Genomic DNA, 15579 nt, shown 5'->3' with positions numbered 1-15579 from the left:
CCTAAACAAAAAAATATTTTTACACTTTTCACGCTTCTTATACATATATTAAATAGTACATATACCCAGCCTCATTCAAGACGCGTGGTTTCTAAAAACACAACATGAATAGAAATCCACTCACCAACCTCTCATTAATAGTACTTTAGATTTTTGAGAGTAGGATTAAACAAGGAGGGATTCCTATGCCTACGTGGCTAAAAAAACAGATGCAACGTGCATATTTCGAAAAAAACCGGTATCAAATTAAATTGCTAAATGAATGCTGGTTTTATTATAGCAAAACACATCAAAACTCATAATCCATTACACTTTTTATTCTATAAAAAAAGAGCAGTTTCATCTGCTCTCTTCTCTTACTATTCAATCGGCAACATAGATAGTGCAACGCGTCCTTTTTTTGTATCAATATCATCTACCCATACTTTTACAATTTGTCCTACTGATACAACATCTAACGGATGCTTTACAAACTGTTTGCTAAGCTTAGAAATATGCACTAAACCATCTTGCTTTACGCCAACATCAACAAAAGCACCAAAATCAACAACGTTACGCACTGTTCCTTCTAGTTCCATACCACGTTTTAAATCTTCTAATTTCAAAATCCCTTTTTTCAGAAGTGGTTTAGGCAACTCATCCCTCATATCTCGTTCTGGACTAATGAGCGCATCTATAATATCAACTAACGTCGGCTCCCCAACTCCCGTTTCTTGAGACAACTTAGAAATCTCTACTTCTTCCAATCTCTTTTGTAATTGCGGTTGTCCTACGTCATCTATCGATAACCCTAAACTCTTCAATAACAATTCAACATTTTTATATTGTTCGGGATGAATACCTGTTCGATCTAACGGATTCGCTCCTTCTAATATACGCAAGAAGCCTATACATTGTTCGTACGTCTTTGCACCTAAACGTGGAATTTTCTTTAATTCCGTGCGCTTTTTGAATTTCCCATCCTCTTCTCTCTTTGCCACAATATTTTTCGCAACGGTTTTCGATAAACCTGAAACATATTGTAACAATGCAACCGAAGCCGTATTTACATTAACCCCAACTTGGTTAACAGCTGTCTCTACTACAAATGTTAATGACTCATTCAATCTCTTTTGAGATACATCATGTTGGTATTGTCCAACCCCAACTGATTTAGGATCAATTTTCACAAGTTCAGCAAGTGGATCTTGCAGACGTCTTCCAATAGAAACGGCACTTCTCTCTTCAACTTGTAAATTCGGGAATTCCTCACGGGCTAAATCAGAAGCTGAATATACACTAGCACCCGCTTCATTTACAATAATATAAAAGACTTCCTGTTTCACACTTTGTAATACATCTACTATAAATTCCTCTGTTTCTCTAGATGCTGTCCCATTACCAATTGCAATCATTTCAACTTGATATTTATCTATAATAGAAAGAACTTTCATTTTTGCTTCATCATATTTACGAACAGGCGGATGCGGATAAACAACATCAATATGTAGTACTTTCCCCGTATCATCTACTACAGATAATTTACAACCAGTTCTATATGCCGGATCTACCGCTAGCACGACTTTCCCTTTCATCGGAGGTTGTAATAATAAGTTACGTAAGTTCTCAGAGAAAATATGTATCGCTTGTTCTTCAGCTGTTTCTGTTAATTCTTTACGAATTTCTCTTTCAATTGAAGATTGAATTAATCGTTTATAACCATCTTCAATCGCTAATTGTACATAATGCGCACTTTTAGAATCGTTATCACGAATTACTTTCTTGTATAAGAAATTTAATATCTCATCTACTGGTGGGACAACAGAAACTCTCAATATATCTTCTTTCTCACCGCGATTCATTGCTAATACACGATGTGGTACTACTTTTTGCAATGGTTCTTCATAACTGTAATACATTTCATATATATTCTTTTCATCTTTTTCTTCACCTTTTACAGACGAAGACATAATACCTTTTCTAAAAGTAATATTTCGAATCCAACTACGATACGTAGCTTCATCTGAAATCATTTCTGCAATAATGTCTTGTGCACCTTGTAAAGCTTCTTCTGCAGATTGCACTTCTTTCTCTGCATTAATAAATTCCACTGCCTTTTTAGCCGGATCTTCTTTCTTATATAACAACAACCATTCAGCTAACGGTTCTAACCCTTTTTCTTTTGCAATCGTTGCTTTCGTTCTTCTTTTCTCTTTATATGGACGATATAAATCTTCTACTTCCTGTAACTTTGTAGCTTTAACAATTTGCTGTCTTAGCTCTCCTGTCAGTTTCCCCTTCTCGTCAATAAGACGAATAACTTCTTCCTTCCTATCTTCAAGTTGCATCATATATTGCCATCTCTCTAAAATCGCACGAATTTGCACCTCATCTAAAGAGCCTGTCCATTCTTTTCGGTAACGAGCAATAAATGGAACTGTGTTACCTTCTTCTGTTAATTGAATAACATGACGAACTTGCTTTTCGCTAAAGCCTAATTCTTTCACTAACATTTTCATTAACGCTTGTCGATTATCTACCATTTCCATATACAACCGTAACCTCCTCTATAATAAAAAAAGTTGCCCTTCAAAGAGAGCAACTTAAACTGCCGATTTAAAAATCTATTAGTCCTAAACTAATTTGTAACGCTTCATCTACACGACTCATCATCACTTCATCTAAATGAGTGATTTTGTCCGTTAAGCGTTGCTTATCGATTGTTCGAATCTGCTCAAGTAAAATAACAGAATCTCTCTCAAAACCATACTTTTTCGCATCAATTTCCACATGAGTGGGTAATTTCGCTTTTTGAATCTGTGCAGTAATAGCCGCTACAATCACCGTTGGACTAAAACGATTTCCGATGTCATTTTGAATGACAAGAACCGGACGAACGCCTCCTTGCTCAGAACCAACAACTGGGGAAAGGTCTGCAAAATACACGTCGCCGCGTTTTACAATCAAAATATTACCCCCCGCTAACTAAGCGTTCTACTGTATGAGCTGCTTCATACTCCGCTAAGAAAGCTTCAGATGCAATACCAAGATTAATTTTTCCCATTTCAATATACCCACGTCGCATTGATTCATGTTGGTAGCGTTTCTTCGTCTTATGTTGACGCAATAACAATTGTGTTGCCTGGCAAATTAGTTCATGGCGATTCTTATTCTCTTGTTTTCCAATTCCGTCCAATTCCGTTACCATTTGCTTTGGCAACCGAACCACGATTTCAGTAGTTACACTTGATTCGGACACAAAAATACACCTCCACCGTCAACTACACACCCAAATATATATATGACACCTATTGTAATAATACCATTGTATGGAGCCTGTTGCAAAGACTTCCTTATTCCCTGCTTATGTTTTCCAATTCACAAACAAAACATTCATCTTCTTAAATTTTTTATCTCATAACTAACTAAAAACAATAGAACTCCTCTTCAAAACTTACGTGTAACTTATATAAAAAATGATTATAAGTAAAAAGCTTCTCATCAAAAAGAGCTTATTATCCAGCAATGAACAGTCACTCCAATGACAAGAAGCAATCATACTACCTTCTATATATTGTTCAAGTAATTAATTATCTCTACAACCTTACCATTCCGTATAAATATTCTTGGCACACGGAAACTGATCGTTGCAATAATTTCATAATTAATAGTCCCTGAATATTCCGCAACCTCTGTAGCGCTAATATACTCATCTCCCTGCCTTCCGATAAGCGTAACTTTCGTACCAAGCGGCACTTCACAAGGAAGATGAATCATGAACTGATCCATTGTTACTCGCCCTACAATCGGTACCCTTTTACCATTTATAAGCACTTCAAATCCTTGTAATCTTCTAAGCCACCCATCTGCATAGCCAATCGCTACAGTTGCAATCCATTCTTCAGTTTTCGTTCGGTAAGTGACGTTATAACTAATTCCATCACCTTTAATCACCTGTTTAATATGAGCTACTTTCGTATGCAGTGATAGCGCCGGTTCTAATTCAAATGGTAAAAAAGGACGTATTTCTACAGAAGGAGATAATCCATACATTGCAATCCCAATTCGCACTGCATTAAATGTAATTCCTTGAAAACGTAACGTGGCAGCACTATTAGCTGTATGGACAAACTTAGGATCCACTCCGAATTCTTTCAACCAACTTAACTGCTCTAAGAACGTATTATATTGCTTATCAAAATACGAAGTCTCAACCTCATCTGCCGTTGCAAAATGCGTGTATACTCCTTCTAACTCTAAAAACGGTGCACCTTCTAAACTCTTTAAAAATGCTTTCAGTTCTTTTCTTTCACGTATTCCAATTCTCCCCATACCACTATCAAAGTTAATATGGAATTTCATTACAGATGAACCATCCCAAAGTTTAATTGCTTCGTCCACCCATTCTTTTTGAAAAACAGTTAGCGCTACATCATTTTCAGCAGCTACATTTACATCACGCGGCGGCGAGGGACCTAACACTAAAATCGGCACAGTAATACCAGCCCTCCGAAGCACTAAAGCTTCATCTAAAAAAGCAACAGCTAACCTTGTTGCACCCGCTTCTAATGCCGTTTTAGCCACCGGTACATAATCGTGCCCATACGCGTTCGCTTTAACTACAGCAAAAATCTCTACATCACTTGGGATGAACTCTTTAATATGTGTAACGTTGTTATAAATGGCATCTAAATCCACTTCCACCCAAGTGTCACGGTAAAATGGTGCTTCTTCCATAAATACACTTCCTTATACACGATATGCGAAGCTTATTCTTTTATATGCTTCTTTTATGAAATCCACCTTCAAACTAAGAAAAGACGTGGTGCACATATATCACCACGTCTAAGAAGTTTACTTCACCTGCTTCGCTGTAACTGAACGAGCAACCATTAACAGCTCCTTCGGCTCTAAACCTTTAGACACGAGCATATATTCTACTCCGTTATGCGACCACGTTACAGAGTCTTTCGTCAATGCACCAATCGTAAACCCAAGATCAACCGGTTCTCCACTTACACTTACCGCTGATGAAGCCTCTGCAACTTTTGCCTTTTCTTGTATTAAAGTAAAGGATTTCTTATTTCCAGTGTATGTGAGTATCGCACGCTTGCCACTGTCTGTCTTCAACTCTTTTTCATCTTGCAGAGTCATACCTTGTGGTGTATCAAGCGGATACAAAGTAGCAAACGGTTTGTCTTCTTTCGCTGTTGTTTGAACATCTACCTGCGCTCTAGACATATTTTGTTTCGTATCAAATGCACCTTTATCAAATTTCGCATCGAATTTCACCTTAGAGAAATCTACTTTTACAAGAACATTTTGATCATTATCCATTAACTTCACTGAAACTGGAGTCAAATCGCTCTTCTTCAGTGTAATCTCTTGTTTCGGCAACATATTTTGATGTTGATAGTTTGTTTTTGTTTTAAAAATATAATACTTATCTGTTTTCTCGAAAGTAAGGTTTTTCTTATCCTGCAAAATATCTCTTACAAGTGATTCATATAAATAAGCCTGGCTGCTATTTTGCGGCCAATCACTTTGAAAACGGAAGCTCTTATTAAGTGCTGGCGTTAATACAAATACACCTTCTTCATTTCTTAAAATGATTTGGCTCTGATTTTTTTTTGCATTCTTTAAATTCACACGATAAAAAGACGGTTCTTTATGCCAAATCTCTACATTATACTCCTGAGGCTCATTTCCTGTTTTAATAGATAATTTCGCTTCAGCTTGATAACTTTTCATCCCTTTTACTTTCGCTTCTAAATCTCTCACGACATCATCTTGTTTCTTTTCCACACAACCCGCCAACACAAAAACGGTCAACAAACCGACAAGAACTAAAAACAGACGCCTTTTCATCACTTCAGCCCCTTTGCCCCTATAAATGAATGGAAGATGTACCTTCCTTATCGCTACCTCAAATATATGAGACAAAGATATAAAATATGCAGACTAGCGTGACGAGCTTTCTAAAACAACTTGAGCAACAGCAAATTCCTTACTATGACTAATTGATAAATGAACAATATACTCTGTACTTGTAATCAGAATCGGCTTACCTCTTTCATCATTTTTCACTTCAATATCTAAAAAGCTCACTTCTTTCCCGATACCAGTACCTACAGCTTTTGAATACGCCTCTTTCGCTGCAAACCTTCCAGCTACAAACTCTGTAAGACGACTTCCTTTCAGCTCCATAGCAACATTACGTTCATTTTCTGTTAAAATACGTTCCATAAATTTAAGCTTTCCATCTAGCATTTTTTCAATACGATTTAATTCAATAATATCGATTCCAATCCCTATAATCATTTCAAAATCCCCTTCTTCTATTTAACTTTCTTCTTTCATATTGATAAGAATAACAGAGAATCTTTCTGATGCAAAAGGGGTGATAGTAACCGTATGCTAATAAGATCCACTCAGATTTCTTTACAACCGACTATTCTCACCTTACTTCTTATTCACTTAGTCCTGATGATATTAGGCGACTTTTTCCTCTTCCCACTGGCAGCCTCTAATGAATATATCGCTAAAGGAGAATGGTGGCGTGTCATAACTTCCCTTCTGGTACACGTAGACTTACAACATTTTCTTTCTAATAGTATTTTTTTGTTTGCACTTGGTTCTTCTATCGAAAAGCAACTCGGACACTTTTCTTTTTTTATTCTATTTTTTATTTCTGGAATTTCTGGAAATATTTCTTCTTATATTATTATGCCACCTGAATATATTCACGCAGGTGCATCAGGTGGTATTTTCGGACTATTAGGCGCACAATTATTTTTATTGTACAATCGATACCGCTCTTCAAAACCAAAAGAAATTGCCATTTTCTCAATTATGATACTTCTATTACTGCTATTTACTTTCTTTAATCCTTCCGCCAATCCGATCAGTCATTTAACAGGTTTAATAACCGGCGGCATTTTAACTCCTTTTTTAACAAAAAAAAACGATGGTGCAAAGCTTATTTAATATAAAAGCTTGCACCATCGATAATTTCTACATCTACATGTTCGCTTAAATCCCTCATTAATTGAAATAAAGACTCATCCTTCATCTTCGCCTCAATCATACAATCAATTTGCGGAACACTTCCCTTTATCCTTCTTAAAAAAGATAAAAATGCGTCTATATTAATATAATCTGCATGAGCTCTTGGATCTTTTCCCTCTCTAGGGCTAGAGATATGCATTTTAACTGGCAACAAAGATGTTTCCCACGTATGAACAACACGTGCCCAATCTTCATACCAATCTTCTTGCTCATTATTCATCATATGGTGATGCAAATCAAACACGACAGGAATATCTAATTTTTCTCCTAAATATAATGTTTCCTCTAACGTAAAAGTTGTATCATCATTTTCTAATATAATCATTTCTTGAATACCCCTTGGGACATTAGACCAATTCTCTATAAAACGCTCTAATGCAAGTTCTTTATCTTTATACCCTCCTCCAACATGTAGTACACATCGTTGCTTATGTTCAATCCCCATGCCTTTTAATAATTTTTTGTGCATCTGCAATGTCTTTACAGATTGTTTAAAAACACTCTCCTCAGGTGAATTTAGTACAACAAAATGATCTGGATGGAAATCAATTCGCATATTCATATGAATTGCATATTCACCTAATTCTTTCAATTTTTCTTTTAAAGGACGAATATAGTTCCACTCTAGCAATTCCTCATGATTCGCTAAAGGAATGAGCTTAGAACTAAGCCGAAAGAAAGATATGTCATGTCCCTTATTATGCTTTAATAAACGCAAACAATTTTCCAAATTGGAATTAGCAATTCTTTCAAGTTTACGAATTGCAGCATCACGATCATCTATTTTCTGAAACTGTGCGTACGTCATCGTTTGAGATGGGGATGCATTCTTCAAATGCACACTCATCGCAACGTAACCAAGCCTTACAAGCATATAACAGCCCCTTTTCTATCATAACTACTATGTAGTATGCACAATTACAGAAATAAAAAAAGAGAATGCCCGCAAAGGGCATTCTCTTTTTTTATTAAGCTTGTGGACGGCTATGATGTTTTCTTTCGCCGCGTCCATTTGAAGATCCTGGGCGACCTTGACCTTCACCTCTACGACCACGACTACCACCATCACGATTACGATCACGGTTTCCATCACGATTGCGATCACGGTTTCCGTCACGATTACGTCCATCACGGTTACGACCATCGCCACCACCGCGTCCATCACGACTACGATTACGGTTACCATCACGGTATCCGCCTCCGTTACCGCCACGTTTTTTAGAACCGCCACCTCTTGAAACAACTGGTGGTTCTGATGTTAAAGCAATCGGAGTTGTATCCGGCTCTTTAGTCATCATTTTTAAAGCAGCAGCTACTACTGTTACAGAGTCATTCTCTTCTAACATTTCTTCTGCAATACGCTTGTAGTATGATAAGTTCTCATTTTGAATCGTGCTTTGAAGTTTTTCAGCGATTAAACGTTGTTGACCTTCTAATGCCTCATCAAGTGTCGGTGCTTCCATGCGATCAACTTTACGTTTTGTTGTACGCTCGATATTTTTTAATTGTCCTGATTCACGTGGTGTTACAAATAACATTGCAATACCTTTTTTACCTGCACGGCCAGTACGACCGATACGGTGAACGTATGATTCTGGATCTTGTGGGATATCGAAGTTGTATACGTGTGTTACGCCTGAAATATCAAGACCACGTGCAGCAACGTCTGTTGCAACAAGAACTTCAATAGCACCTTCTTTAAATTTACGTAATACAGACATACGTTTCGCCTGTGTTAAGTCACCATGAATACCTTCTGCTGCATAACCACGTAAGTTTAATGCTTCTGATAATTCATCAACACGACGCTTTGTACGACCGAATACGATCGCAAGCTCTGGAGATTGAATATCTAGTAAGCGTGTTAACACGTCAAACTTTTTCTTTTCTTGCACTTCTAAATAGAACTGCTGAATGTTTGGCATTGTTACTTCTTTTGCTTTTACTTTAATGTGTTGAGGCTCAGTCATGAAACGCTCAGCAATACGACGGATTGGATCTGGCATTGTCGCTGAGAATAATAATGTTTGATGTGTTTCTGGCACATCTGTTAAAATCGCTTCAATATCTTCAATGAAGCCCATGTTTAACATTTCATCCGCTTCATCAAGAACAACAGTCTCTACGTTTTGTAAGCGAAGTGTTTTACGGTTAATATGATCTAAAATACGACCCGGCGTACCAACAATAATGTGTGGGTGTTTTTTTAGAGCACGAATTTGGCGGTTAATATCTTGACCACCATAAATTGGTAGAATACGAACACGTTTATGTTTACCAATTTTGTATAGCTCTTCTCCAACTTGAATTGCTAATTCACGCGTTGGCGCGATAACAATACCTTGAACTGCTTCTTTATTTGTATCCACTTTATCTAATAGTGGTAATCCGAATGCTGCTGTTTTCCCTGTACCTGTTTGCGCTTGCCCAATAATATCCTTACCTTGCAATGCATGTGGAATTGTTTCAGCTTGAATCGGCGTAGCCTCTTCAAAGCCCATACTTTCAACCGATTGCAGTAAAGACTCACTTAATCCTAATTCTCGAAATGTTGTCAATGTTACTTCTCCTTTTCTATCCTATACTTATCATTTAAAAAAAGGCGTTTTCCGAATTTGCGGAAAAGCCCTTTTCCTGAATGCTCACGTATATAACCGGGCGTATATTCTTCACGAAAATACTTCTAAACGTTATTACACTTTATCAATTATAAGTTTTGTATGTGTAAAAAGCAAACCCAACTGTTACCTTATTTTATATTCAGGGCCTTTTTCTTTACTTTTATTTTTTTATCATTTACTGTAAGCGCTTATTATAAGTTTCTTCTATTTTCGTGACTATCATCCCTATTTATATACACCAATTATTTCAACATCGTAATTACTTCTTCTAATTTCATACCGCGAGATGCTTTTATTAATACAACATCTTTGGCATCGACTACCGCTTGTAAATCTCTTACTAACTCTTCTTTATTATCATACGCCTTTACACGTTCATTAGGGAAATTAATTTTCGCTCCTTCAGCAATTTGAGCTCCTAATCTACCGTATGTGAATACATGTGCGATTTTTGCTGGATCGATTAATTTACCTACCTCATAATGGAACTGCACTTCTTGATTTCCAAGTTCTAACATATCACCGAGCACAACGATTTTTTTAGTAAATCCATCTAAACCATTCATTAAATGGAATGCTGCCTCCATAGCCGTCGGACTTGCATTATAAGCATCGTTGATAATTGTTAATCCACTATCCGTTTTTACAATCTCCATACGCATGCCCGTCATTTGAAGTGTTACTAAACCTTGTTTCATTTCTTCCCACGTCACACCAAAATGTGTCGCAATTGCCATTGAAGCAAGTGTATTGTACACATTATGTTTTCCTAATACCGGTAGGTAGAATGAAATATTTTCATCTCTATTCATTTTAAAATGTGTCCCAGTTGCCTGTAATGTTACAGTTGTTGGATAGTAATCGTTGGCTCTTGCATCACCAAACGTAACTGTTTCTGCTGCTAAATTCATTTCAGGAACACGATTCGTTAATAACGGCTCATCTCCATTATATACGAACACGCCACCTTCTTGTAACCCTGTAACAATTTCTAATTTCGCTTCAGCAATTGCCTCACGAGATCCTAAATCCATTAAATGTGCCTCACCAATATTCGTAATGATAGCTGCATTAGGACGAGCTAACTTAGATAAAAATTCAATCTCTCCTCGGCTTGACATACCCATTTCTAATACAGCTACTTCTGTATTTTCTTCTAAGTTTAAAATAGTGAGAGGTAATCCAATATGGTTATTGAAATTCCCTTCTGTTTTTTGAACTTTGAACTTAGTTGCAAGAATACTTGTCACAATATCTTTCGTGGATGTTTTACCGTTACTACCTGTCACACCAACAACTTTAACATCCAATTGATCGCGATAGTTTTTCGCTAACACTTGCAGTGCAGATAGCGTATCTTCTACAAAAATAACCGGAAGATTCTCGGGTGGATTTGCTACATCTTTCATCCATAATGTAGCTACAGCTCCATTTTCAACTGCTTTATCTACAAAAGCATGTCCATCGAAACGCTCCCCTTGAATCGGAACATATAAGTTTCCTTTTTCAATTTTTCTCGTATCAATAGACACGCCTTGAATAATAGTTCCCTCATATTGCTCTGCTAATCCAGTACCATTTACCATCTGTTCTACTTGCTTTAACATTCGCTTTATCATATAGAAACGCTCCTTACATAGAGGAAGCACTATTCCTACGAATAGTGCTTCCTCCTTTTTTTGTTAGATTGTATATTTAATTTTTTGTTTTTCTTCGTGACGTTCAATCGCTAAACGAATTAGCTCTTCGATTAACTCTGGATACGGTAACCCAGTATGTTGCCATAATAGAGGAAACATACTAAACGGTGTAAATCCTGGCATAGTGTTTACTTCGTTAATATACACTTCTCCGTCTTTCGTTAAGAAGAAATCAGCTCGCGTTAAGCCTGCACCATCTAATGATTGGAACGCAATAATTGCATCACGCTTAATCACATCAGATTCTTCTCCTGTCATTTCAGCTGGAATAATTAACGCCGTATCACCATCGATATATTTCGACTTATAATCATAGAAGTCCTTTTTCGGAACGATTTCACCTACAACTGAACATTTCGGCTCATCATTACCTAGTACCCCAACTTCTACTTCACGACCTACAATATTTTCTTCTACAATAATTTTGCGATCAAATTGGAATGCCTCTACAAATGCATTCTCAAGTTCTTCACGATTTTTACACTTATTAATACCAACACTTGAACCAAGGTTTGCTGGTTTTACGAAGCAAGGATACCCTAACTTATCTTCTACTTTAGAATAAGCTTCCTCACGATCTTTTTCCCATGCACTGCGAATGAAAGACGCATATTTTGCTTGTTTTAAACCAGCCTCTGCAAAGATGTTTTTCATAACAACTTTATCCATACCAGCAGATGATGCTAGAACACCATTTCCTACATAAGGAATATTCATCAATTCTAATAGTCCTTGAACCGTTCCATCTTCACCGTTTGGTCCATGTAGTAATGGGAAAATAACGTCAATAGCGTTTTCCTCAGAAGCTGCAGATGGAATAATTTCTGTACTTAATGATAACGGAGAAATCGCATTTTCTGCACCGCTCATTTTTAAAGCTTCAATATCTGTTACTTCGCCTTCAATACGCTCACCGCGTACCCATTGACCTTGTTCTGTAATATAAATTGGATGAATCTCGAATTTATCTTGATTTAACGCTTTAATAGCAGCAAGAGCCGTCTGTAGTGAAACTTGATGCTCAGCTGATTTTCCACCATATAATAAACCTAATTTAATTTTCGTCAATGAAATCACCCTAACCAATTGTTTTCATTTTTCTATTTTAGCACTTTTTATAAAAATAGGTAGTTCCTATTTGAAATAAAATGTAACTTCCATAAATAATTAAATAACATCACATATTGGTTTTTCATTTCATTTTCTTTATAGCTACACAAAATAAAATGGCAATCTAATCTAGTTATGTACCTAAAATATGTAGAGATCCCTTTTTTTGTGTATGTCACCTATTCACTAAGAAGATTGTTGGGTCAGTGTGTCTTTTTGCTTTTGCTCAACAAGACGATCTAAAGAAATATATACAATACCTGCAACTACACATCCTACAGCTAAAATTGTAAATAGAAAGTGGCCAAGTAATCGATCTAATAAAAAACCTCCCAAAAGTGGACCAAATGCGCTTCCTGTAATCCACTGCAAACTTGCAGCTCCCATATAAGTCCCTCTCAAATGTTCAGGGGCCAAATTTGCTACAAATGTCATCTGTACAGGTGACATAATCATCTCACCTAATGTATATATAGCATAAACGAACAGTAGTGTTATTAAAATAACTGTAGCATTTGTATTAAATTCTCCAAACCACTTCGGTAACCACCCTATAAAAAATAATCCAATCCCGAACAAACATGCACCATATAACATCGTCTTCCCGACTGGTTTATCCGTAGCCCATTTTGAAATTTGAAATTGGAATAAAACAACTAATAGTCCGTTTAACGCCATTAAATATGGATATGGATTATTTGTTCCAAAAATACGCTTCATTTCATTATCAAAATGTAGTGGCAACATGCCTTCGGTTTGAGAAAACCCCATCGAAATGATAATACCTGCTAATAAGTAAATCATTAATGCCTTATCTCGCATTACAATTTTCCAAACCGCCCCAGATTCCTTTTCTTTATGTTCTTCCTTATCTGTCCTCTTTGGCATCGTCTCTTGAATAAGAAGTAATACAAGTAACGCATAAAATAGCATTGTAGAAGAGGCAATAATAAACACAAGATTCTTTGACAACACAACTACTGATGCTCCCATTATCGGACCAATCGCAGCACCTATATTGTGTCCCATTCGTAATAAACCATATGCCTCTGTTCTTTTTTCTGGTGCCGTTACATCTGCGACCATAGCTGATGCAGCTGGGTGAAATAAAGAATTACTCAACCCTAAAAAAATAGATAAAATTGCATATGGAATAAACCCTTCTATAAATAGAAAACCGAGCATTAATAATGCATTACTTGCCATAGAAAATATCATAATCGGTTTTCTTCCATACATGTCAGCAATTCTTCCTCCGATAAGTGATCCAAAGCTTGCAGCAATTGGAGAAAGCGCCATAATAACCCCAACTTCCAACAACGAATCTACCTTATCTTTTAAATATAATGCAAAAAAAGGCATTAACATCATCATTGCAATTCCATTTAACGTCTCTCCAATAAATCGAATCCATACGTTACGGTCCATCTCTCTTAACTCACGCCACGTATTTTTCATCATTTCACCCCTTTAGTTAGCCAACAATTATCTTATAATAAGTTCAGAAAAATGTAAATTTTCAAATAAAAAAATCCATTCTAACAGAATTAGAATGGATTTTTTTTGCTTATAAATTCGCAACATCTTCTTCTTTTTTACTATTATTTAAAGCACTATGTTTTCGGCTATATAAGAAGTAAACCGCTATACCAATAACCATCCATATCCCAAAACTAATCCATGCTGTCCCCGATAATTGAAGCATTAAGTATAAACAGAAAATCACTGTTAATGCTGGTAAAAATGGTACAAGCGGAGCCTTAAATGCCCTTGGTAAGTCTGGATGGGTTCTTCTCATTACAATTACCGCAACAGCTACGAGTGCAAATGCTGACAATGTCCCCATATTTACAAGATGTGCTAAAACATTTAAATCTATTAATCCTGAAATCAGTGCCGCAATAATTCCCGTTGTCCATGTATTTAAAAATGGCGTTTTAAATTTCGGATGAACTTTAGCAAGACGCTTCGGCAGTAAACCATCTCGGCTCATCGCATAAGAAACACGAACTTGTCCATACATCATAACTAGCATTACTGTTGTAATTCCTGTAATTGCTCCTACTGAAATTACCCCAGCTAAGCCATCTTGTCCAATAAATTGAAGTGCAAAAGCAACTGGATCTGATATATTTAGCTGTCCGTATGGAACAATTCCTGTCAAAATAAGCGAAACAACGATATAAAGAACTGTACAAATTAATAATGATGCAATAATACCAATTGGTAAATCACGTTGCGGACGTTTCACTTCTTCTGCCGCTGTTGAAACTGCATCAAATCCTATAAATGCGAAGAATACTGTAGCCGCTCCAGCCATTACACCATCTAAACCAAACGGCATAAAAGGCGTCCAGTTTTCAGGTTTCACATAATTAAAACCAGCAAAGATAAAAATAAGAACAACTGCTATTTTAATAAATACCATAATGTTATTTACTCGTGCACTTTCACGAACACCCCTAGATAAAAGAACTGTCATCACTAAAATAATTAGAACTGCAGGTAGATCAATTATTCCACCCTTTCCTGTACCAGGAGCCGAGGAGAGAATAGTCGGAATGTGAATTCCAAACCCCTTTAATAAAGATTGAAAATATGCAGACCAACCGTTTGCTACAGCAGATGTAGCAAGTAAATATTCAAGCATTAAATCCCAGCCAATTAAAAATGCGAATACTTCTCCCATCGTCGCGTATGTATACGTATACACACTGCCCGATACAGGAACTGAAGAAGCAAATTCAGCATAACAAAATGCAGCAAAGGCACAAGCTAGCGCGGCAATCGCAAATGATAATATAATAGCTGGCCCAGAATGTTTCGCTGCCACAACACCCGTTAGAACAAAAATACCAGTTCCAACAATTGCTCCGATTCCAAGCATAGTTAAATCTAGCGCGCCCAATGTTCTTGCTAACGTTTTTTGCTTACTTTCTTGCATTAACTTTGCAATTGGCTTCTTTTGAAAAATTTGCTTCATCTTTCACTCCTCCAAGTTTTAAATTTTCTGAAAATTTTTAATTTGCTTTTTTATTTTACTCATTACGCTTTTCCTAGTCAATACTTTTGTCGAAACAAGTAGAAATTCTTCTGAATAT

The 15579-nt window shown here is 36.5% G+C and carries 14 protein-coding genes; 2 read left to right on the top strand and 12 right to left on the bottom strand.

Going from position 1 to position 15579, the window contains the following annotated elements; genetic code table 11:
• Positions 1-185 precede the first annotated feature (185 nt).
• Entirely contained in the window at positions 186-302 is a 117-nt protein-coding gene (gene cmpA, locus MHI26_RS01360; protein WP_086406725.1) for a cortex morphogenetic protein CmpA, read from the top strand.
• Positions 303-359: 57 nt separating this feature from the next.
• Here the strand turns inward: cmpA and MHI26_RS01355 are convergent, their stop codons facing one another.
• The 6 genes from MHI26_RS01355 to acpS form a co-directional block, all read right to left on the bottom strand.
• Positions 360-2528, bottom strand: coding sequence for a Tex family protein (locus tag MHI26_RS01355; RefSeq protein WP_061667694.1), 2169 nt, complete (start codon positions 2526-2528; stop codon positions 360-362).
• Between the two features lie 67 nt (positions 2529-2595).
• Entirely contained in the window at positions 2596-2946 is a 351-nt protein-coding gene (gene ndoA / locus MHI26_RS01350; RefSeq protein ID WP_000635965.1) for a type II toxin-antitoxin system endoribonuclease NdoA, read from the bottom strand.
• A gap of 4 nt (positions 2947-2950) precedes the next feature.
• Positions 2951-3238, bottom strand: a complete 288-nt coding sequence (locus tag MHI26_RS01345; protein ID WP_000004570.1) for an antitoxin EndoAI — start codon at positions 3236-3238, stop codon at positions 2951-2953.
• 308 nt (positions 3239-3546) lie between these two features.
• Positions 3547-4716 (bottom strand): alanine racemase, encoded by a 1170-nt coding sequence (alr, locus tag MHI26_RS01340; protein ID WP_000390593.1) that lies wholly within the window; start codon positions 4714-4716, stop codon positions 3547-3549.
• 117 nt (positions 4717-4833) lie between these two features.
• On the bottom strand, positions 4834-5784 hold the full coding sequence (locus MHI26_RS01335; RefSeq protein ID WP_061667699.1) for a LolA family protein: 951 nt from the start codon (positions 5782-5784) through the stop codon (positions 4834-4836).
• Positions 5785-5940: 156 nt separating this feature from the next.
• A complete protein-coding gene (gene acpS, locus MHI26_RS01330) occupies positions 5941-6300 on the bottom strand; it encodes a holo-ACP synthase (RefSeq protein WP_000583417.1) in 360 nt (119 codons plus the stop codon).
• A 93-nt stretch (positions 6301-6393) separates the two neighbouring features.
• Here acpS and MHI26_RS01325 point away from each other — a divergent pair, with 93 nt between their 5' ends.
• The gene (locus tag MHI26_RS01325) at positions 6394-6966 is read left to right on the top strand and encodes a rhomboid family intramembrane serine protease (protein WP_016078971.1); all 573 of its coding nucleotides are present in this window, start codon (positions 6394-6396) and stop codon (positions 6964-6966) included.
• On the opposite strand, the gene uvsE is transcribed toward MHI26_RS01325, so the two are convergent.
• The 6 genes from uvsE to MHI26_RS01295 all read right to left on the bottom strand — a co-directional run bounded on the left by uvsE (position 6959) and on the right by MHI26_RS01295 (position 15461).
• Positions 6959-7921, bottom strand: a complete 963-nt coding sequence (uvsE, locus tag MHI26_RS01320) for a UV DNA damage repair endonuclease UvsE (RefSeq protein WP_061667695.1) — start codon at positions 7919-7921, stop codon at positions 6959-6961. The two genes, MHI26_RS01325 and uvsE, sit on opposite strands and share 8 nt — an antisense overlap.
• 94 nt (positions 7922-8015) lie before the next feature.
• Positions 8016-9605, bottom strand: coding sequence for a DEAD/DEAH box helicase (locus MHI26_RS01315; RefSeq protein WP_000206602.1), 1590 nt, complete (start codon positions 9603-9605; stop codon positions 8016-8018).
• A gap of 305 nt (positions 9606-9910) precedes the next feature.
• On the bottom strand, positions 9911-11287 hold the full coding sequence (gene murF, locus MHI26_RS01310) for a UDP-N-acetylmuramoyl-tripeptide--D-alanyl-D-alanine ligase (protein WP_061667696.1): 1377 nt from the start codon (positions 11285-11287) through the stop codon (positions 9911-9913).
• A gap of 63 nt (positions 11288-11350) precedes the next feature.
• Positions 11351-12436, bottom strand: a complete 1086-nt coding sequence (locus tag MHI26_RS01305; RefSeq protein WP_061667697.1) for a D-alanine--D-alanine ligase — start codon at positions 12434-12436, stop codon at positions 11351-11353.
• A 228-nt stretch (positions 12437-12664) separates the two neighbouring features.
• On the bottom strand, positions 12665-13936 hold the full coding sequence (locus MHI26_RS01300) for an MDR family MFS transporter (protein WP_061667698.1): 1272 nt from the start codon (positions 13934-13936) through the stop codon (positions 12665-12667).
• Positions 13937-14045: 109 nt separating this feature from the next.
• The gene (locus MHI26_RS01295; RefSeq protein ID WP_000809361.1) at positions 14046-15461 is read right to left on the bottom strand and encodes an amino acid permease; all 1416 of its coding nucleotides are present in this window, start codon (positions 15459-15461) and stop codon (positions 14046-14048) included.
• Positions 15462-15579: the final 118 nt, after the last annotated feature.

Origin of the sequence: Bacillus sp. FSL K6-1218, from assembly GCF_038006445.1 — a bacterium.
GTDB lineage: Bacteria > Bacillota > Bacilli > Bacillales > Bacillaceae_G > Bacillus_A > Bacillus_A thuringiensis_S.
This window is presented reverse-complemented; position numbering and strand designations above follow the sequence as displayed.